The organism is Nonlabens ulvanivorans (assembly GCF_000732625.1).
GTDB classification, from domain to species: Bacteria; Bacteroidota; Bacteroidia; order Flavobacteriales; family Flavobacteriaceae; genus Nonlabens; species Nonlabens ulvanivorans.
This window is the reverse complement of record NZ_JPJI01000032.1, coordinates 643,837-665,862: the sequence shown is the minus strand read 5'-3', so window position 1 is coordinate 665,862 and position 22,026 is coordinate 643,837. Positions and strand designations below refer to the sequence as shown.

Genomic DNA, 22,026 nt, shown 5'->3' with positions numbered 1-22,026 from the left:
ATTATTCTTCTTCTTCAGTTAACACAGTAGCAACTGGCGCATGAATTTCTGATATACCGATAAAATAGTCTTCTAATTCTTTAAAAGTAGCACTGCTTTTCTCAATATCTTTTACGACTCTTCCTTTCTCTAGTAACACCACTCTTTGTGCAACCTCTGTAACATGTATTAAATCATGACTAGATACTAAAACCGTTACTTCTGGATCATTTGCAAGATCTTTAATAATCTTCTTTAACCTGATTTGTGTAGATGGATCTAGGTTTGCAAATGGCTCATCTAATATCACAACTTGTGGTTTTCCTATTAAAGCTGCGACGATACCTACTTTTTTCTGGTTACCTTTTGATAGGTCACGCAAGTATTTTTTTTGACCTACAGCTTCACCGTTAAAGAAATCACTGTAGCTAGCGATGAGCGCATCGATATCTGCTTTGTTCTGTCCACGCAACTCACCGATGAAATAAAAATACTCTTCTGGAGTAAGGTAACCTATCAAAAAACTCTCATCTATAAAAGCACTAGTAAATGGTTTCCAGTCCTCACTTTGGTCGATTCTCACATCATTAGAAACGATATGACCACTAGATGGTTGAATTAAATCTAGTAATAATGAAAACAAGGTCGTTTTACCAGCACCGTTATTTCCAACTAGACCTATAGCCTGTCCCTTAGGAATTTCAAGGCTTTCGATGTCTAGAACTTTAGTACCGTTATATTGTTTTGAAAGGTTATTTATAGTAATCATAATAGTTGTGTTCTTTATTGTTGTGGTAATGACGCTTTCGCGAAAGCGTATTATATCTAATTAATGCTCTTCTCTTAGTTTTTCTGAGAATAAGCGGCTATCGTGTCGTACTTCTCGTTTTTATAAATGTCTTCTATCATATCAAAAATCTTATTTCTGAAAAGCAATCCTAACACTCCAGTCGCTGCAATAGCTATAAATCCAGCTGACTCATTTATGGTTAACGCAAATGCGTAGTAAATCACCACTGGCAGTACTAGTTTAGGAATTAACAATAAAAGTGTTTTTGCATTAAACGCCTTAGAATCACCAAAGGCTTTTTTAGTTGTCATTAAATCTATAGGTGTCTTCACAAATGCGCCACCCCATAAAACTACTGAACTATTAAAGCCAATGTTATAAACAGCACCTGCGAGCATCCCAAACCACCAGTCTAGACCAAAGTATAAGTAAAACGTACACAGTAACGTGCTTACCACAGTCGCTGCGACCATAAGCCACCATTTGCTAAGCAAAAACTCTCTGTAGGGAATATTTTGCGACATCATTAATTTATAATAACTACTATCCCAGCTAGGCACTAATCCACCAAAGCTGAATAAAAATCCACCGGTACAAAAAAGTCCTGCAAAGACCTTCATACCATTAATACTAGAATATAGATCATTCATGAAAAACAACCCATAAAGGACAAAGAAGAAGCCCATGATAAAGGTCATTTTTGCACGCTTGTTTCTTTTTATAAGTTTAATGTCGTTCTTTAAATAAGTAGATAGTTTACCGAAGCGATCTAAGAAACTTAAATCCTCTGTGGTGGCTTCTTTTGCAACGGCCTTTAACCCTTCATCTAGGTATAATTGTTTGATAAAATAGTGATATGCATAATATGAAGTCACTATGAATAATAATAGTGGAATTATAAATGCCCAAGCGTTTTCATAAAAGAACATAAACATAGGGCCTGTATATGCCGTGATGTCAAAAAGACCATAATATTGGGACAATCCTAAACCTGCTATCACCGCTAGTACTGGATAAAATACTTTATCCATATTATTCATAAATACATTAAGAAAATTAGCGGCTAGAGTGATAAATAACATCGCTAGATGCCAGCCTATAACTCCTATAACACTATAACCTTGCGCAATTAAAACAACGCTGAAAGGAATAAAAAAGAATGCTGGTAAAAAATTAAAAAAGGAAATAACAGTTTTACCTAGTGCATAATTGACAATCTTTCCTTTTTTAAACGGCAAATACAATAAGGGTTTTATGTTTGCAACAGGCATTTTTTGAAGCATGTATCGATAACCTATGTCTGCAAAAACCCAGTATATTAAAAAGCCGTTCACGACTTGAAAAGGATTATCTGCAACGATTTTACCTTTTTCAATAAATTCTTCAATGATAAAATAGCTTCCTACACCTAGGGCTCCAAAAGCAACTATAAAATATAACGCCCCAAAGGCCATTAAAATCTTGATGGCTAGATTCTGTTTGAACGCTGCACTTCTAAAGAAGCTTTTCCATTCTAGATTGATAAATTTTTTGATCATGGTTAGTGAATTTGAAGTATTAGTTACAAAAGTTGTAAAAATGTTACAGGTCAATTTTCCTTTCTTATTTTTGCAGCCGTTAAAAGTAGCCCCATGGAATTTCATAAACTCACTATACAACAAGTTACTAAGGTCACACCACAGGCCGTAGAAATTAGATTTGACATACCACAAGAACTAGTTTCAGATTTTAATTATCAATCTGGTCAGTATTTAACCTTAAAAGCAACTATAGATGGTAAAGAAGTACGACGTGCTTATTCACTTTCTAGTGCACCACACGAGAATCACTGGAGTGTCGTTGTTAAAGCCGTAGAAAATGGAGTCTTCTCTAACTATGCCATGACATTGCGTGCTGGAGATCAACTAGATGTTGCTGCACCAGAAGGGCTTTTTGTTCACGAAAAATCTACAAATGCACAAACCTACCTAGGTGTCGCTGCTGGTAGTGGTATCACACCTATTATCTCTATTATAAAAACGGTACTGGAAACAGAACCGGATAGTAAGTTTGCTCTTATTTATGGGAATCAAAGTATTTCTCAAACTATTTATTTTGAACAAATTAATGATCTTCAAGATCAATATGGCGATCGTTTTATCGTACGTTATAGTTTCTCTAGAGAAGAACGTGATGGCGAACTTTTTGGTCGCGTCACAAAAGGAAATTTAAACTTTTTCTTGAAGCAGGATTGTACAGATTATGCTTTTGCAAAAGCTTATTTATGTGGCCCAGAAGACATGATCAGCATGACGACCGATAATCTTGTAGAAAAAGAGATTATAGCTAAAGAAAACATACACTTTGAGCTTTTTTCTACTAAAGAGAATAAAATAGAAATCACAGAAGACTCACATTTAACTGAGGTTACCGTAATCCTAGATGATGAAGAGCACACGTTCACAATGAAGCGTAGTGATAACATGCTAGATGTCATGCTTAAAAATGATATCGATGCTCCATACAGCTGTCAGGGCGGAATTTGTAGTTCTTGTATTTGTCAAATAGAAGAAGGCAGCGCTCAAATGGCCAAAAATGCCATCCTTACCGATACTGAAATCGCCGAAGGACTTTCGCTAGCATGTCAAGCTTACCCGACGAGTGCTAAGGTGAAAGTTAATTTTGATGAGGTGTAGATTTAAAATAGAATATAAAAAAGGGCAAACTCACGTTTGCCCTTTTTTTATTTTTTGAAATAATCAATTATATCACCATCTCAGGAACTTCTCCTTCCACAATTAAGTTTCCTTCAGTAGCAGCTTTAATATCTTCAACACTTACACCAGGTGCTCGTTCTAGGAGCACAAATCCTTTATCAGTCACATCCATCACAGCCATGTTAGTGACTACTTTAGTAATACAATTGACTCCTGTAAGTGGAAGCGAACATCTCTTTAATAATTTAGAAGCTCCAGCACGATTGGTATGCATCATGGCAACGATGATGTTTTCAGCGCTTGCTACTAAGTCCATGGCACCGCCCATTCCTTTTACCATTTTACCTGGTATTTTCCAGTTGGCTATATCACCGTTTTCGGCAACTTCCATGGCTCCTAGGATAGTTAGATCTACATGCTGTCCACGTATCATTCCAAAACTCATAGAACTATCAAAAAAGCTTGCTCCTGGTAATGTGGTAATGGTTTGTTTACCTGCATTAATTACATCGGCATCTTCTTCACCTTCAAAAGGAAAAGGTCCCATTCCTAATACTCCATTCTCTGATTGAAATTCTACGTCTATTCCTTTCGGGACATAGTTTGCGACTAGAGTAGGGATTCCTATTCCTAGGTTTACGTAATATCCGTCTTTTACTTCTTTTGCGATTCTTTGTGCAATTTGTTCTTTAGTCAACATAATGTAAATGTGCTAATTTGTTAATATGATGATGTGTTAATTTTATATAAACACAAAAATGGTATTATTAATTATCTGATTTACATCCTACTTTTAGTAGTGGCTATAATTCTAGATATAGTTTTTCAATTGTTTCTAACTGTTCCAGCAAATCGGGTTTAGGCGATATTAAGCTGTCTGATTTCGTGCATAGATATATCCAATATCTCGTTTCAGAAGCTTCTTTTGCTGCGATTTTTAATTTATGTACAAAGTCCTTTCTACTTTCGGCATTTTGTGATTCGTTAATGTTTGCTCCTATGCTTGTTCCACTTCTAAATAACTGACTAGATATTTCAAAATGCTTTTCTTTTTTCAAATTTGCCGTGAATGAAATAATTTCTAATGCAAACTCTGTCGATTTTTCTAAAATTACATTTTTCTGCATACCATTATTATTACTCATCAGCACATTGTCACATCAGCACATTAAAAATTAATCACGCTGTCTAACGGTTCTCTGTTCAATTCTCTTTTCGTACTTTGCTCCTTGGAAAATACGTTTTACAAAGATTCCTGGAATGTGGATTTGGTTAGGATCTAGAGTTCCTGCAGGAACTAGTTCTTCAACCTCAGCAACCGTGATTGTTGCCGCACCAGCCATAACCGGATTAAAATTGCGAGCGGTTCCTTTAAAAATAAGATTACCAGCCTCATCACCTTTCCATGCTTTTACAAAAGCAAAATCTGCTTGAAATGCATGTTCTAGAATATGTGGTTTACCGTTAAAATCTCTTACTTCTTTTCCTTCGGCTACTTCAGTACCGTAACCAGCTGGTGTAAAGAACGCAGGAATTCCAGCTTGTGCGGCTCTACATCGCTCTGCCAGTGTTCCTTGTGGTATCAGATCTACTTCAAGTTCACCACTCAGCATTTGCCTTTCAAACTCGTCATTCTCTCCTACATAAGAGGATATCATTTTTTTGATTTGTTTCCCTTGTAATAGTAAACCTAATCCAAAATCATCTACTCCAGCATTATTAGATATACACGTTAAATCAGTAATACCTGTTTTTACCAGTTGTGCAATACTGTTTTCTGGGATTCCTGATAGGCCAAAACCGCCTACCATAAAGGTCATACCACTCTTAACGCCTTCCAGTGCTTCTTCTACACTACTTACCGTTCTATTAATCATGTAACTTTTATTTGCCTTAAAAATACAGTAATAATTCATTGTTATCAATAGCAAAACCTACTCAAAATAAGCGGTCGTGTTTTCTGATCATTTCCATAAATTGCAGTAAAATTCTGTGCAGCATGATTATTAAAAGACATCTTATTGATCCATCGGTAGGTAGCAAAGGTTATTTCCACATTAATTTATCTGTTGAGAATTCATTTTGGGATAAAAATGATGTGAGTGATATCGCAGTATTTGAAAAATACCTAGCAGAAAAACGAGATGAACATCAATCTTATGTTGCCCATGGTGGTTATCTAGAACAACGCGCCTTATATCGCAAAAACGCACGTTTTCAATCTGGAATTACTCGTGATGTTCACATGGGAATCGATTTATGGGCACCAGCCGGCAGTAGTGTTCATGCAGTAATGGATGGTGTGGTTCACTCTTTTGCACATAATGATGATGCTGGCAATTACGGTCCTACCATAATTTTAGAACATGACTGGAATGGCCAGAAAATCTACAGCCTATATGGACACTTATCCATTAGTGATATGGCAGGTTGGGAAGTTGGAGTCCGCTTTCGCGAAAGCGAGAAAATAGCAACTCTGGGAACTCCACAAGAAAATGGTGGTTACTCACCACATCTACACTTTCAGGTAATGACAAATATGAGAGATTATCGTGGCGATTTCCCTGGTGTTGCAGCACAAGAAGAGTTAGCGAGTTATGAAAATATGATTCTAGATCCTAATCCGTTTATTTTTACTTCTATTTAGATTTAGGTTATTACATGTCTTTTTCATTTTTTCCTTGATGAAAAAACGAAACAAAAAAATCAAGACTTAAGAGCATTTTACTAAAAATTTCTATCGCTACAGCGCAAAAAGAAGGTCAGTTGCTTTTAATAATCTAAGAGATATTATCATCTTTTATATATTCAGTCCAATCCGTTTCTAAACGATTTTTGCTTGACCTTACGCTCAATTCATTTTTAACGTAAAACTCTCTTAGGTCGTTTTTCTAAGGCATCATATAGACTTTATAGAATTGGTATTTAAATAAACTAACATTAAATTAATCCTTTTATATATTTAAAGCATGGAAGAACAAGAACTGCTCTCAATTCTCGCGCTTAAAAAAGCACCTCTTATAGGTGATATCATGGCCAAAAAGTTGATCAGAACCTTTGGTAGTGCGACGGCGGTTTTTGAACAATCGATGCGAGAAATAGCCGCAATAGAAGGAATAGGTGATAAAAAAGCACAGTTTATAAAGGCTACAGATTTATTTACCAAGGCAGATAAAGAACTGAAATACGTCCATAAAGAAGGGATCACCACCAGAATATACTATGAAGACAATTATCCTGAACGCCTACAATACTGTGTGGATGGACCGATTGTTTATTTTGAAAAAGGAAATATAGACTGGAAAAATCCCTATACCTTGAGTATAGTAGGAACGCGTCAGATCACCTCAACTGGTGCGGCTTTTCTAGAAAAATTTATAGAAGAAATTGCACCACTTAAACCATTAATCATAAGCGGTTATGCTTATGGTGTTGATATTCTTGCACATCAACTGGCGATTAAATATGGTTTACAAACTGTGGCAGTAGTCGCCCATGGACTGAATCAAACTTACCCGAGAAACCACGAAGCTTATAATGAGCAAATGATAGCAAACGGTGGTTTTGTAACGGACTTTTGGCACACAGCTACCTTTGACAGAAAAAATTTTCTGGGTCGTAATCGCATTATCGCTGGATTGAGTGAGGCAACGGTTGTTATAGAAAGTGCTGCAAAAGGTGGCTCACTGGTTACCGCAGATCTCGCTGCTGGTTATAATCGTGAAGTTTTTGCTGTGCCAGGTCGTGTGAATGATAAGTATTCTATAGGTTGTAATGAGCTCATCAAACAGTCCAAAGCTCATTTACTCACTAAAGCGGCTGATATCCCATACATTCTAGGCTGGAAAGAACGCAATACCGGTGTACAAAAACAGCTTTTTGTAGAACTCAATGAGGACGAAAAATTGATTTACCGTTACTTAAAAGAAAACGAAAAGGAACTCCTAGACATCATAGCTATAAACATCAATAAGCCGGTTCATCAAGTAGCATCATTACTGATGAGCATGGAATTAAAAGGTGTGGTAAAACCACTGCCTGGGAAGATGTTTATGTTGGTGTGATATTTAAACTTTATTGAGAATAAGCATTGCTCCGTTGGGCAAATAATCAGCTGTAGAAGTACAAGGAGAATTGTCAGGTGGATCACTCGTAATTCCTTGTGGTGAACCTTGCGTTATGATTACTTGTAATTCTGTTTTAGGAGCGCCCAAAATATCATGATTTTGTTGAGGAACAGCAGTTTTTATATATATATTTCGGGTGTTTTCGCATGCATCTTGAAGAGATAGTTCAAAAAAGCCATCAGCTCCATAAGAAATCCCTCGAAACTCAGATAATCCTGACTGAGCAGAGCTTACTACAACATTGCCTGAAGAATCTGTTATATCATATTTGACATTAACATAGTCTGCTTCAATTTCACTATAGGGATTATAAACCCTAGTTTTATAAATTCTAAACACTATTGTCCTTCCGTTATAAACACCTGTCCAATTTCCTATAAAGGAGTCTACTGTATTATTCAAATCATAAATTTTAGTTACATCTTCTGGTACATCTAACTCATTATCTATATAATAAGCCGCTTGCTCTAAAGACAGAATATCTTGAGCATTTGACAATATTGAGACAAAAAGGAATGCTATTGTTATTTTAATTTTTATCATGACATTTATTAAAAGGGAATGAAAAAATACTACTAAATATAATTAACATTAACAAACCAGTCCATTTAGTTGCTTCTTTATTAATGAGTATGGAATTAAAAGGTGTGATTAAATCATTGCCTGGGAAATTGTTTATGCTGGCATGATTTAGTTATAATATTCGTACTCAATTAATGAAACTTCGTTATTAATTTCACGAAAACTAATTCTAATAACTTCTGAACCCAACTTGTATACTATTCTTTTAGTGCCATCACTATAAGTTAATATACTTGGATTTCCTAGCAAGGATATATTATCACCGACTTTTATATAAATACCATTAATGAAAAGACTTTTGGAATTATCAAATAATTTAATATTTGTTAATTGATAATCTTGAATGTTATTAGGAGTAAGAAATTGTTCTCCATCTTGAAATAATAAATAAATTGAATTAGATTCATACTCTTTCCAATGCCCTGGATCTTCTCCTGAATTAATGTTAAATGAAACAGGAATTAGCGATTGAATGGTCGTAGTGTTCCCTTTTGAATTTATTATGTCAGTTAGCAAAACATTATCAAACCTTATAGTGTTATAAACTGATTCAGGTAAATCATTGGTTTGACAACTTACTGAAGTTGTGTAAATAGAAATTAATATTAGAACTAAATTTTTCATGTTTAAGTATTAATCACAACCAGAAGTAGTTACCTCTCCTGTCGTGTTGTTAAAAATTGTTTTGAAATAATTTATTGGGTCGACAGCACTATAACTTGATGTGCCATTTTGTTTTAATTTGACTTTAATATGAACATGAGACTCCGTAGTTCCTTCATCTATTCCATTTTGTAAATTACCTGAATTACTTTGATATCCAATAATATCTCCAGCTTTCACATCTCCAGTAACCCTTGTGTTTTCAGCTAAGTGGAAGTACATTGTTTTGATCTTGTCGTCACCATAGTCTGAAGTTATAATAACATAATAACCAGCGCCCGAAGTTTGTGTTGCTAAACTTGCAGTACCATCGAACATCGCGTACACGGCATTTCCTTGTGCATTTGCAATATCCATTCCTCCATGTTTTTGTGTATTACAAGAAGGGACTCCTCTAGTTTTACCATACATGCCACCTTTTTTACCGCAAACTGTTAATTGTTCCTGTATTTCTGGGTTTAACACAGGATCTCCATGGTCACAATCACTACAAGGTTTAGTTGAATCGTAGTCTTTATTGGTTGGACTATTTCCTTTAGGACAATCCAAATATTCAATTGGGTAATAAAAAGCCAATGCTGTTGTACCATCATCTTTAACATAACTACGTTCCTCTTTTTCACCGGTAACATTAACTTCACTATCACTATCTATCTTACCGGTATCACAATTGGTCTCATCAATAATTTCTCCATTTTCATTTCTAAAGTTATCTTGACTTGAGGTTGTGTTGTCACCAATTGTCGCAGTACTATTTGTAAAAGCACTCTCGTGAAGATATCCAGTTTTATACTCACAGTCTTCAGGAATGCACTCACATTTTTCTGGATCTAACTTCTCATTATTCGGACACACCAAATCGCAATCGTCATCATCAACAGGATCCAGCACATCACCATCATTAGGAGTCACACCTACGGTAATATCTGGTTCTTCATCGACATTATTATCGTCATCATCATCTGAATTATCATCGGGTGGTGGAGGCACATCTCCTACAGGACCACCGCCGCCATTTCCAGGATTGCCTGGATCGATAGTTTCACAAGGCTGTTGCTCTACATATTGCGTTGTAAAATAGCCCTCATAATATAATCTTGATGCAGATCCTTTTCCTCCGTAATATTTACAACCATCAGCACCACCATTTCCAGGACCATCATCTACATCATGTTCACCAGACTGACATCTGTTATCCACATAACCACCAGGAATCCATACAGATTGATAACTACCGCCACCACATTTTAAATTCACTTGATTTAAAATGTCTGTTCCATAAACAGGTTCTATAAGTACGTTAGTAGTATCTATTACAGAATTAATGTATGGATAGGTAACCATATATTGATGTTGAATACTGTCTTTTAATATGACTAACATATAATTCTTTAGCTCATTAGATCTAGTTGTGCTGTCTTGGGTTACTTTAAAAATATAATTTTTAAAATCGACTCCTTCTAATACTTGAATATGTGTAGTATCTAAAATCGTTCCATTTGAGCTATTACTTGATTTAGCAATGCTTAAGGCTCTGTCTGATATAAAGTTAAACAAATCATGATTTTCTCGTTTTATTTGAGAAAGACTTGTTCGAGAGCCAGTCATCTTTTGCTTAATGGTAATGTTATCTATAGTATATAGATCATCATCCTTCTCACAAGAAGTAACAGCAATCAATGAAAACAAAAGCAAACCAATAATGGTAAAAATTGAAGAATTCTTCCTGAACATACATAATAAATTTAATAGTAATCAAGGATTTGATACCATTTAACTGTTCTACTATATATTAATCATGGGGAACTTAAATCTAGTTCAAATTATGTAAGAAAAAAAAACTAGTTAACATTATTTTAACTTTTATACCATATAATAAATGCTCTTTTCCTGTTTAAAATTAGTCGAATTACAAGAACAATATCGCCAAATGTTATCGCTTTGTAAAGAGAAATTCCTGAAAAGTAAATTGCCTCACTTTGCCTATAATGACAGTATTTAATCAGTTGGTTTGTTTATTAATATCCTAACTTCTCCCTAACACGTTTCAATGTAGCATTTGCGATTAAGGTAGCTTTTGCAGCACCAGCTTCTAAAGCAGCATCAATCTCTTGCTTATTCTCCATAAAGTGATTGTAGCGTTCTCTAATAGGTCCAAATTTTTCTAAAATAGCCTCAAATAGAGCTTGCTTTGCATGACCATAACCATAGTTACCTGCGGCATAGTTTGCTCTCATTGCTGCAACTTTATCTTCTGTAGCGATTATTTTATACAGTGCAAATACATTACAGGTCTCAGTATCCTTAGGTTCTTCAAGTGGCGTACTGTCTGTTTCTATAGACATAACTTGTTTGCGCAGCTTCTTATCTGCTAGGAATATATTGATATAGTTTCCTTTAGACTTACTCATTTTATCACCATCTGTACCAGGTACGAGCATCGTGCTTTCTTGAATTTTACCTTCAGGTTCTATGAGAGTTTCTCCCATTGCGTTATTGAATTTACCAGCTACTTCTCTAGTAATCTCAATATGTTGCAATTGGTCTTTCCCTACAGGTACTACCTGTGCATCATATAATAAAATGTCTGCCGCCATAAGCATAGGATAGGTAAATAATCCTGCGTTTACATCCTGTAAGCGGTCTGCTTTATCCTTAAAACTATGTGCTAGTGTTAATCGCTGATAAGGAAAGAAACAGTTTAAATACCAGTTCAACTCAGTTACCTGCGGTACATCACTTTGTCTATAAAAAGTAGTCTCATTTATGTCTAGACCACAAGCTAACCATGCTGCAGCTGTAGAATAAGTGTTTTCTCTTAAAGTCTCGCCATCTTTAATTTGAGTAAGTGAATGCAAGTCTGCTATAAAAAGAAAAGCATCATTTTCTTTTTGTGCAGACATTTCTACAGCTGGTAATATGGCTCCTAATAAGTTTCCTAAATGTGGAGTTCCTGTAGATTGTACACCGGTAAGTATTCTAGTCATGGTAAATGTATTAAAATGCAAAGGTAAATTACTCTCACTATTATGCACAAAGTATTAAGTACAAACTATTGTTTAAATAGAGCCTTTTCAAGCATTAATAATAGAAGTGATTTAAAGTTCAAGACAGTATCCGGATAAGCCTAATAGACTGTTTTATGATTTAGACACCATAAATGGAACCTGTTAAGAGATATTATCTCTAATTTGAAAGGCTCTTTATAACACTCTAGATTAAACGGTAGGAATCGATTGTTACCTCATAATTTCTTCTATTTTTGGTGGCTTGAAATGGTTGCGCTACATATTGATGCCTTTATACCGTGTATGGTTCTATATACTGATGGGAGTTCCTATCATTATACTATTTCCTATACTGGTTGTTTTTACTATTTCAGAAAAAACCTATCATATCTTTTTTGCTATCGCTCGATTTTGGGCAGCTATAATTATTTACGGTATGGGTTTCTGGCCCATTATTAAACGTGAAGAGCCTATGCAAAAAGGACAGAGTTATATGCTGGTAGCAAATCACACCAGCATGACAGATATTATGATCATGTTACTGGTTTCTAAAAATCCATTTGTTTTTGTAGGTAAAGCTGAACTGGCCAAGATTCCTATTTTCGGTTTTTTTTATAAGCGCACTTGTATCCTAGTAGATCGCAATAATCCCAGAAGTCGTAAAGCCGTTTTTGATAGAGCACGCGCTAGACTTTCTACTGGTGTCGGTATTTGTATTTTTCCAGAAGGTGGCGTACCTGATGATATGAGTATTACATTAGACTCGTTTAAAGACGGCGCTTTCAGACTTGCTATCGAGCATGAGATTCCCGTATTACCAGTTACTTTATTTGATAATAAGCAGCGTTTTCCTTTCCATTTCTTCTATGGCGGACCGGGAAAAATGCGCGCTCTTACTCATAAAGCTATTGATACTGCTGGTATGAACTTAAAGGAAGATAAAATACGCTTTCGCGAAAGCGTGAGAACAATCATCTTATCATCTCTAGAAAATGATCTTAAATAGAAAACCGCTCCATGGCACTGGAACGGTTCTCATCATCATTGCAAAATAATTGAGTTTAACTTAACCAACCTCAATATTCTTCTTTTTCAACTTAACTATTTGCGACCTGCAATGTCCGGTCTATGGTTTAAAATCTGTAAGTGATACCACTATAGATACCTACATTAAATGGTTTAAAGTCTGCTGTGTTTTCTTTTAATGCATTGAGCTGATATTTAAACATAGGCTCAACAGTGATACCTAGCTGATCTGTAAATAGGTAATCTATCCCTAACCCAAAGTTTGCACTGTGATTAAAAGAGTTAAAATTATCATCTTCACCTAATTCTAATTTTGAAGTATTATTAGTAACGGCGATACTATTATCTGTAAGGAATAAGGCACTTAATCCACCCATGACGTTAACGCTCAACTTGCGGTCTAACAACTTATACTTTAACTCTAGTGGCACTTCTAGATAGCCTAATCGTTGAGATATTTCTCCTTGAAAACCTGTAAAGGTATTGTCTGATAAAAATTCTTGAGAAAAAGAACTACCTAAATCTGCTGTTGAGACAGCACCTGGATTAGATACGGCATTTCTATCATAAGAGTTTACAGACAGTAATTGCACATCACCTGGTTGCACGGTAACACCATAGACAATATCGTTAGTCGTGTAGCTTAAATTAACTTTATGCACACCTGTGCGCACAGATAAACGTGGTGATAGATTGTAGCCTACACTCACACCATAACTGAGGTTTAATCCTGCTGCTTTATTATTATCTGCAAATTCTTGATCAATGGATGATCCACCCATCGTACTAGAGTAAATAGGTGCAATAACACTAGAAGCATTCCACTTCTTAAATGGAATTGCGTCTGCGTCTTCCTCATTTTCATCTTCTTCTTGCTGGGCGACAGCATCTTCTAAAGATTTACCTGTTAAGGTAGAGTCTTGAGGTATGGTAGTCGCTGCTATATCTGTATTTGATGGCAACGCTGTCTTAACCTGACCATCTTTATTCTCAGATTGTGCAGTGTTACTTGCGGGATTCTGACTAGGTGTGTTTGAATTAGTAGAATTGATTGCTATGTAAGGCCTTTTAGTAGATTGATTGATTGCAAATCTGGTTTCATCAGCATTTTTAATTGCTTTATTCTTAACTCGGTTTGTATTATCACTGGATGGTTGATTACCAGATATGGTTGTGTATGATGTCTTTTGATTAACTGAGCTGCTATTATTAATAGTAGCTTTTTGAGATGCATCTTTACCTATGCTTGCTTTATCACTATTTGAAGCAGTTGTGCCCGAATGAGCAACATTAGTTTTATCAGCTTCATTAAGTAATTTATCATCACTAGTTACTAAATCAGTATTTGATACTGTGTTTGAACTTGGATTATCTAAAACAAGATTATCATCAGCGTTGTTTTTATGAAATAAATTGTCCTTGTTAACCGCACCATCTAGCGTCTCTTCATCTGAAGAGTTGCTATTTACGTCATTAATTTCTGTAACAATTTGCTGGTCTACCTCTGTATTTTTTTTGAAGCTGGAATAACCATTATATGCTAGTGTAGTTAATAGAGCTATTCCGGCAGCAATCCCTATCCATTTAATCCATAGAGGAAATACCACGACTGGTTTTTTACCATCGAGTTGTTTCTCAATATTATCCCAAGCAGCCATAGGCGGCGCTGCTTCAAAATCTTTGAAGCGTTCTTGAAATAAACGATCTATGTTCTTTTTATCACTCATTCTATTCAGCTGGCGTTGCAATTGTTATTAATACGCCATTTATTAATCATTTCTTTTAAATGTTGTCTAGCTCTTGCGAGGTTAGACTTTGATGTTCCTTCTGTTATTTCCATCATGCTGGCTATTTCTTTATGAGAATAACCATCAAGCACGTACATTGAAAAAACCATTCTATATCTATCTGGTAATTGTTGTACCATATTCAATAGACTATTAAGGTCTATATCTTCTATTTCTTCAACCTCATCTTGCACATCTTTAATCTGATCTTCATTAACTAGATTAAAAACTTTTTTTTTACGATACCGTTGTAATGCGGTATTTACAGCAATCCTTCTACACCATCCTTCAAAAGATCCATCATCTTTAAATTGATCTATCTTATTAAAAATGACAATAAAAGTATCCTGTAATACATCTTGTGCTTCTTCATAATTAGGTGCATACTTCAAACAGCTCGCAAAAAGGTTTCCAGAAAATCTATCATAGATTTCTTTCTGTGCCTTGCGATTATGCTTCTTGCATTCATTAATAAGTTCTTTTAGAACCACATGATACTGTTAAATTATTCCAATACAAAAACTGTATATTCTAAATAAGTTTCTTCATTATTAGGTCCTAGACCATTAAAAAATCTAAAAACATAACTACCATTACTAGCAGCTGTAAATCTTAAAGTTTGCTCTTCGACAATTACAGAATCACCGGTAGTACAATTACCAGAGTCTAATTGAGCTAATACGGTTGAGATATTGCGCACATTAAGATCTGCTGTTACATTAAAACCATCAAACACATGACAGTCAGTTGGTTTAGTATAAAAAACCGGTATGTCATAGGTCTCCCCAAAATCAAATGTTGAAGGCATTTGTACACTATCAACCGCTACTACACTATAAGAAACCTTTAGACCGTCATCCGAGATCTCGCAGCTACTTAAAGTAAGTAGACTCAAAATAGTGATTATTATAAAAAAATATTTCATGTTCATCTTCTTTATTCTATTGCATAGATGCATTAACTATTGAAAGGTTGCGTTAAGCTCATAAAAAAATCGCTTACTTTTTCCTTTACAGGTCAAAAGTAAGCGATAGATTATAATAGTTATAAATGTCTAACTGTTAACCAGCCTTATAGCTTCCATTATTTTAGCCTGCAATTCATCGGCTAGATCTGGATTATCTTTAAGGATATTTTTAACAGAATCTCTTCCTTGTCCTAACTTAGTGTCTTCATAAGAGAACCACGATCCTGCTTTATTGATAATTTCATACTCAACACCTAGATCAATAATTTCACCTAATATAGAAACACCTTCACCATACATGATATCAAACTCTGCAGTACGGAATGGTGGTGCTACTTTGTTTTTTACCACTTTTACTCGTGTTTTATTCCCTAAGACGCTACCTGAAGTATCCTTAATTTGAGTAGATCTTCTAATATCTAATCTAACCGAAGCATAAAATTTCAATGCATTACCACCGGTAGTCGTCTCTGGATTACCGAACATGACACCAATCTTTTCTCTTAATTGGTTAATGAACATTACGGTACAGTTAGTTTTGGAAATAGTACCTGTCATTTTACGTAATGCTTGTGACATTAAACGTGCATGAAGTCCCATTTTACTATCTCCCATTTCACCTTCTATCTCACTTTTTGGAGTAAGAGCGGCAACAGAATCAATTACAATAATATCTATTGCTCCAGATCTTATAAGGTTTTCAGCAATTTCTAATGCTTGCTCACCATGGTCTGGTTGCGAAATAATCAGATTATCAATATCAACTCCTAACTTCTCTGCATAGAATCGATCAAAAGCGTGCTCTGCATCAATAAAAGCTGCAATACCACCTGCTTTCTGTGCCTCGGCAATGGCGTGTAATGTAAGTGTTGTTTTACCAGAAGATTCTGGTCCATAAATTTCTACTACTCTACCTCTAGGGTAACCGCCTACTCCTAGCGCAGCGTTTAATGCAAGTGATCCTGTAGGTATGCTTTCTACCTCAACAACTTGCTTATCGCCCATTTTCATAACGGCACCTTTACCGTATGCTTTATCTAATTTATCTAGTGTTAGCTTTAATGCTTTTAATTTTGCTTCCTTCTCTTTATCTTCTTTCTTATCTGCCATTTTAATTCTATTTGCTGTAAAAATACAACCCATTATTTATTAGAACAATGAAAGTTGATTTGGGTTATTAACTTTATGATAATTCTGCTTTCGCGAAAGCGTGAAAAATAAAAAAGGAGCTCTTAAAGAGCTCCTTTATAAATAAAGTAAATAACAATTATTCCTTTATGAAGCGAAGTGTTGTCGTTGCGTCTCCACTAGAAATATTGATTATATATACACCATTACTAAGATCTGATAAGTTGCTTAATTCAATAACACCGTTGGATAGGTTATTGTAATCATTAGACATCACTTGTTGTCCTAGTGTATTAAATACTTGCACTTGTGCTTTTTCTACCGATGCGTTGCCAATGTTAATGGTAACCGTATCACCTTTAACAGGATTAGGATAAATGGATAGGTTAGATCCAAAAGCAACATCTTCATTACTTAACGTTACTACTTGGAAAACTAATTCAAAACGCAGTGCATCTAGGCTTTGAGCATTATTCATATCTACTGTAAAGTCTACAGCGGTAGACGTTCCCTGAACTAACTCTGTCATGGCACCCGTAAAATTATCTTTAAGATATGCTGTAAGACCTGGTAATACATCAACAGTTGCATTAATAGTATATGCTGTAGTTAAATAGTTAGTGATATTTAATTCTAAGCATTCATTTACAGAAGGAAGTGTTCTTCTTTCTACAGTAAGTAACTCACCTGTTGATTTTCCAATCGCCATATTAACATTGAGTCCATTAAGTTTAATTGCATCATTTGAATCTACATTAACATTATGAGCAGCATTAAAGTCTAGATAAAGACCATCACTTTCAGTTTGACCATTATTAAAACGGCTTGTTTGATAAATTTTAAGCCTTAACGCTTGTTGTAGTGGTGCAACATTAAATACGCCACCATTTGTAGTACCGTCAACTTTGTTGGACTCTGCAATTGCAACAGATGCAGATCCACCATTATCAACAAAAAACACAGCTTGTCCAGCGTCTAAAACATTAGTCGCAACTCCTGCAGATCCTACCGTACCAGATGCACTAGCATAAGGAATTGCAGAGTAACCACCGAATTCTCCTAATGCTGGATCCCAATAATACATATCTGCACCTACTCCTGTAGCTACAATATTTTCTGTAGATAGTTTAGACTGATATGGATTTGCAAAAGCAAAGAACTCACCTGATGCAATACCTGGTGTTACAGTCATTGAACCTGTCATTAATGAACCTGAAGCTCTTAATGTAGTTTCTGTATGCGCTGGCGAAGTTGCTGCAGCAAGATCAGTCATTCTATCACCTCTTACAAATAAACGGTAATAATCACCTGCATTTAATATTTCAGTTTTTGTATTTGTAACGGTAGTCCATGATTGATTTGATGCATCCCATTTAAACATACTAGCATTTCCTGTAGTAGTTTCATCATGTCCGGTTGTTGCGTTAACAGTTCCAGCAGTTCCGGCTGTACCAGTTACCTGTACTCCAAAACCTGTTGCATTAACACCAGCTTCTTGCCAGCTATCATAAACACTAGGTCCTGAAACTGTAGATCCTATAAATCTGAACGCCCTATTACCAGCAGGAATATATCGTTCAACATTAACGTCTCCTTGAATAGAATTAGACGCAGCTAAATCAGCTCTAGCCGTTCCCATAGCATTAGATACTAAAGTAATATTTCCACTCGAATCTAATTGAGCACCTGAGTTAACAATTAGTTCTTGGCTTATAGACTGAGGTCCCATTACTGATGAAGAACCAGTTTGTGCCGTTAAATTAGTCATGGTTCCTGTTCCTGTAATATTTACTGAACCATTTAACGATACACTACTAGTTCCTAGGATAGAGCCATTATTAATTACAGCTCCTGATACTGTAATATCACCATTACTAGCCTCTATCGCAGCACCTGATTCAATAGTTAAATCTCCTACTGCAATTGCCGTTGTTAAAGAAGGCATTGTACCAGGTTGGATAATCATATTATCACTAGAAGTTATATTACCTTCTGGTGTATTGTTCCAAGATGTTCCATTCCAAATGTAGTCAACAGGAGATTTTTCCATCATTAAATTATCTATTCCTAGATCATAGGAGCTAAAACCTGCTGTTGTAGTTCCAACAACAATAAAATATACAGAATTTGAAGAATTATATGCTGTAGGCACATCATAAATGTAGTTATACCAACCTGTTGACGGTACAACTGGCGCCTCATCAACATCTGATTTCATTGAGCTAATTAAAGTAGCTCCAGTAAGTGATTTACTGCTATTGAAATAGATGTCATAATTATCATTTATATGCGCACTTCCATGCCTATGTAACCAGACGTTAATTCTAAAATTTCCTGACTCACTTGATAAATCATATGGTTCAGAGTAAAACTCTGCCACAGAGGAAGTATAATTTTTTTCCATAAAACCTAATCCATCATATGAACTAGATATATCTCCACTACCACCTGATGCATCTCTAACCCATCCTGTAGTGCCAGTAGTAACCTGAGAGTCTAGACAATTATTATTAGCCTCAAAATCTTCAAACGCAGGAAAACTAGAAATTGCAATACATGCTGTAGTAAAACTATATGGACCAACCCATTCACTAAAATCTCCACCACCGCAATTTGCCCTTACGTAATAGTCATAAGCAGTATTTGCTGTTAATCCATTTAAATTGTAAGGGTTTGTAGCTGGAGTAATAATATTACCAGCTCCTTGAGTAAAGCCATCAACACCGTATTCAACTTCCCATGATGCTTCACCACTACCACCGCTAGTCCAAGAAAGGTCTACAGATGTTGCCGTAATATTTGCAGCAGATAATGCGGTAGGAATTAAACAAGATGCTGGAGTAGAAAAGCTAAAAGGTCCTGCCCATGTACTTTCATTACCAACTCCACAGTGGGCTCTAACATAAAAGTCATAATCTGTACTTTCTGTTAAGCTACTTGCATTGTAAGGATTATTTGAGGTGTTATCTACTATTGTACTTGCTACTCCACCTTGTGTAAAGCCTGTAATCCCATACTCAACATCCCACATCGTTTCAGCGCTTCCACTAACAGTCCAAGCTAAGTCAGCAGATGTTGCCGTAATATTTGTTACTGCTAAATTGGTAGGCTCTTGACAAGAAGGTATTGTTCGTACTTGAAAATTATCAATGTGAAAGTCTTTATCACCAGATGCCGTAGCTCCTTCATCAGAATAAATTGCAAACTGAACATTGGATCCTGTGATCGCAGATAAGTCAGCATTAAAAGTTTCACCACCAGCAGCCGGTGTATTTCCATTTGCTGCATTCCATTGTACAATAGTATTCCAAGTAACTCCATCTAATGTATAAAGAAGTCTCACATCATCATCAGAATCAAAAACACCTTGTGTAGTGTCATCATAGTCAGTGAAAGCCACGTCAAGATTAATTTCGTATCCACCAGCGCTTAAATCAAACTGTGGTGATAATAACCACTCTATATCGCCTGTTAGATAAATATTTACGTTCACTCCACCAAGACCTGATCCTAAATGTGCAAACTCTTCTTCAGCCCATAGACTAGAGCCTAAAGAACTTGGACCATTTACAGGATCACCGTCAACAGCTTCTACCCAACAACTTGGAATGTAAGAAGAAAAATCTTCTAAATAATCTGGGATTTCAGCAGCACAAAGAGTTGTAAAACTAAATGGACCTACCCATTCACTATAATCACTTGCTCCACAAAATGCTCTTACATAGTAATCATAATCAGTATTAGACATTAAACCTGTTGTATTTACTGGGTTAGTTGCCGGAGTTATAGTCGTACCAGATCCTTGAGTAAATCCATCTGCTCCATATTCTACTTCCCAAGATGATTCTCCACTACCACCGCTCGCCCAAGAGAGGTCAGCAGATGAAGACATAATGTTTGATGCTGTTAAACCTGTAGGAGGCACACATGATGGTAGTGCATTAAAACTAAAATCATCTAAATAATAAGAATCATAAGTACCAGTCTGACCATGTCTTACTGCAAAGAATGAGTCTGTGCTAGTTGGGATATTTATTTCTATATCTTCAAAGGATGAAGATGTTAAAGTAGTAGTAGCTACAACCGTGAAGGTGGAAGCATTATTGGGATCAGTAATTGTACCTAATTCTAGCTCTTGTCCATTAGCTCCTTTAGCACTAAACTGTACTTGCACTCCGTCAGTAGTCAACTCAGCTATTTCAGGAGAAATAAGCATATAATCTCCAGAAGAATCCAATCCATTGTAAAAACGATAAGACTTCGCTCCGGACTGAACATTTGTTGCAGAATTATCATAAACATAAACGTAACCAGATCCCGAATCTATAAAACTCCAACAATTAGGAGCATTTGTATTAGAAGAACTTCCAGTAGTTGAACTATCAAAATTTTCACTGAAAGGAATATTGAATAAAGCACAACTAGTTGTAAAACTAAAAGGTCCTGCCCAAGAACTTTCTTCAGTCGGTGAACACTTCGCTTTTACATAGAAGTCATAGGAAGTATTTGCTGATAATCCAGATACACTATAAGGATTATTTGTAGTATCATTTATTAATGTTCCACTTCCTAATGTGAAACCTGTAGAACCGTATTCAACATCCCATAGCACTTCAATACCTCCTGCTGTCCAGCTTAAGTCAGCACTTGAATCCGTTATCATTAATGATGTAAGTGCTGTAGGAAGTGGACATGTAGGCGGAACAAAACCTATCTGTAAGGAAGCATTTATAGTAACACTATCTCCTGCGGCATAGTTGTCATCATCAAAAGATGTAATACTTATATCTGTTACCGTATTCAAATTAATGGATGCCCCATTGAAGGTTGCAATATCTAAATCGGTTACATTACAATTACCTGTTGTAGTTTCAGTACCACCAGCATGTGTTACACTTATGATATAGGAATACCAACTATTACAATTACTCGAAGTATTTGTTGTAGTCAATGACAAACTAGTTAAAGGTTGTCCTTGAGCACAGGTAAAAGTGCTAAAACTCACGACTACAGGATCATTATCATCCCCAGAGGCCGTATTTGTATCTGTACACAGCTGTGCCTGTACTCCAATAGACATAAAAAGTAAAGCTAATAGTAATTTTATTTTCATTTTGGTTGATTTATAATTTATCAAGCTATTAAGGTATATCATTTTTGTAGTTCCACACCTACAAGCCTTAATTTTTTGTTAAAGCACCTAAATTATCGTCTATCTACCTGATTTTTAATGATTCATAATCAAAATTGAGTCAAGTTCTATTTTTATTTAA

Annotated in this window: 18 protein-coding genes; 4 read left to right on the top strand and 14 right to left on the bottom strand. The window is 35.6% G+C overall.

All coding sequences use genetic code 11. The features are described from left to right. Position 1: 1 nt before the first annotated feature. Together IL45_RS10105 and IL45_RS10100 are read right to left on the bottom strand one after the other, a co-directional pair. On the bottom strand, positions 2 to 748 hold the full coding sequence (locus tag IL45_RS10105; protein WP_036583450.1) for an ABC transporter ATP-binding protein: 747 nt from the start codon (positions 746 to 748) through the stop codon (positions 2 to 4). A gap of 74 nt (positions 749 to 822) precedes the next feature. Further along, positions 823 to 2,307, bottom strand: coding sequence for a DUF5687 family protein (locus IL45_RS10100; protein ID WP_036583448.1), 1,485 nt, complete (start codon positions 2,305 to 2,307; stop codon positions 823 to 825). A 93-nt stretch (positions 2,308 to 2,400) separates the two neighbouring features. Between IL45_RS10100 and IL45_RS10095 the strand changes: the two genes are divergently transcribed. Beyond that, complete coding sequence (locus IL45_RS10095) at positions 2,401 to 3,444, top strand: ferredoxin--NADP reductase (protein WP_036583445.1); 1,044 nt, start codon at positions 2,401 to 2,403, stop codon at positions 3,442 to 3,444. 67 nt (positions 3,445 to 3,511) lie between these two features. On the opposite strand, the gene IL45_RS10090 is transcribed toward IL45_RS10095, so the two are convergent. From IL45_RS10090 to IL45_RS10080, 3 genes are all read right to left on the bottom strand, one after another. Continuing rightward, positions 3,512 to 4,165, bottom strand: coding sequence for a CoA transferase subunit B (locus IL45_RS10090; RefSeq protein ID WP_036583442.1), 654 nt, complete (start codon positions 4,163 to 4,165; stop codon positions 3,512 to 3,514). A 103-nt stretch (positions 4,166 to 4,268) separates the two neighbouring features. Then, positions 4,269 to 4,592 carry a four helix bundle protein gene (locus IL45_RS10085; RefSeq protein WP_106200839.1) on the bottom strand — a complete coding sequence of 108 codons (324 nt, stop codon included), beginning with the start codon at positions 4,590 to 4,592 and terminating at the stop codon, positions 4,269 to 4,271. Positions 4,593 to 4,640: 48 nt separating this feature from the next. Beyond that, complete coding sequence (locus IL45_RS10080) at positions 4,641 to 5,342, bottom strand: CoA transferase subunit A (RefSeq protein WP_036585246.1); 702 nt, start codon at positions 5,340 to 5,342, stop codon at positions 4,641 to 4,643. A 122-nt stretch (positions 5,343 to 5,464) separates the two neighbouring features. On the opposite strand from IL45_RS10080, the gene IL45_RS10075 reads away from it, so the two are divergent. Both IL45_RS10075 and dprA read left to right on the top strand, forming a co-directional pair. Next, positions 5,465 to 6,112: a peptidoglycan DD-metalloendopeptidase family protein gene (locus IL45_RS10075; RefSeq protein WP_036583438.1), complete on the top strand. Its 648-nt coding sequence runs from the start codon at positions 5,465 to 5,467 to the stop codon at positions 6,110 to 6,112. Positions 6,113 to 6,434: 322 nt separating this feature from the next. Continuing rightward, positions 6,435 to 7,529, top strand: a complete 1,095-nt coding sequence (gene dprA / locus IL45_RS10070; protein ID WP_036583435.1) for a DNA-processing protein DprA — start codon at positions 6,435 to 6,437, stop codon at positions 7,527 to 7,529. Between the two features lie 3 nt (positions 7,530 to 7,532). Here the strand turns inward: dprA and IL45_RS15270 are convergent, their stop codons facing one another. From IL45_RS15270 to trpS, 4 genes are all read right to left on the bottom strand, one after another. Beyond that, entirely contained in the window at positions 7,533 to 8,135 is a 603-nt protein-coding gene (locus IL45_RS15270) for a hypothetical protein (RefSeq protein WP_036583433.1), read from the bottom strand. A 147-nt stretch (positions 8,136 to 8,282) separates the two neighbouring features. Then, a complete protein-coding gene (locus IL45_RS10060) occupies positions 8,283 to 8,798 on the bottom strand; it encodes a hypothetical protein (protein ID WP_036583431.1) in 516 nt (171 codons plus the stop codon). Positions 8,799 to 8,807: 9 nt separating this feature from the next. After that, positions 8,808 to 10,571, bottom strand: coding sequence for a M23 family metallopeptidase (locus tag IL45_RS10055; RefSeq protein WP_081866587.1), 1,764 nt, complete (start codon positions 10,569 to 10,571; stop codon positions 8,808 to 8,810). Positions 10,572 to 10,855: 284 nt separating this feature from the next. After that, a complete protein-coding gene (gene trpS / locus IL45_RS10050) occupies positions 10,856 to 11,824 on the bottom strand; it encodes a tryptophan--tRNA ligase (RefSeq protein WP_036583425.1) in 969 nt (322 codons plus the stop codon). Positions 11,825 to 12,131: 307 nt separating this feature from the next. Here trpS and IL45_RS10045 point away from each other — a divergent pair, with 307 nt between their 5' ends. Further along, entirely contained in the window at positions 12,132 to 12,851 is a 720-nt protein-coding gene (locus IL45_RS10045) for a lysophospholipid acyltransferase family protein (RefSeq protein WP_235183363.1), read from the top strand. 127 nt (positions 12,852 to 12,978) lie between these two features. On the opposite strand, the gene IL45_RS10040 is transcribed toward IL45_RS10045, so the two are convergent. The 5 genes from IL45_RS10040 to IL45_RS10020 form a co-directional block, all read right to left on the bottom strand. Continuing rightward, positions 12,979 to 14,598 (bottom strand): outer membrane beta-barrel protein, encoded by a 1,620-nt coding sequence (locus IL45_RS10040; protein WP_036583420.1) that lies wholly within the window; start codon positions 14,596 to 14,598, stop codon positions 12,979 to 12,981. Positions 14,599 to 14,603: 5 nt separating this feature from the next. Next, positions 14,604 to 15,149: an RNA polymerase sigma factor gene (locus tag IL45_RS10035; RefSeq protein ID WP_036583418.1), complete on the bottom strand. Its 546-nt coding sequence runs from the start codon at positions 15,147 to 15,149 to the stop codon at positions 14,604 to 14,606. Positions 15,150 to 15,163: 14 nt separating this feature from the next. Next, on the bottom strand, positions 15,164 to 15,583 hold the full coding sequence (locus tag IL45_RS10030; RefSeq protein ID WP_146128637.1) for a hypothetical protein: 420 nt from the start codon (positions 15,581 to 15,583) through the stop codon (positions 15,164 to 15,166). Positions 15,584 to 15,712: 129 nt separating this feature from the next. Continuing rightward, complete coding sequence (recA, locus tag IL45_RS10025) at positions 15,713 to 16,735, bottom strand: recombinase RecA (RefSeq protein ID WP_036583413.1); 1,023 nt, start codon at positions 16,733 to 16,735, stop codon at positions 15,713 to 15,715. 157 nt (positions 16,736 to 16,892) lie between these two features. After that, on the bottom strand, positions 16,893 to 21,866 hold the full coding sequence (locus IL45_RS10020; protein WP_160165401.1) for a fibronectin type III domain-containing protein: 4,974 nt from the start codon (positions 21,864 to 21,866) through the stop codon (positions 16,893 to 16,895). Positions 21,867 to 22,026: the final 160 nt, after the last annotated feature.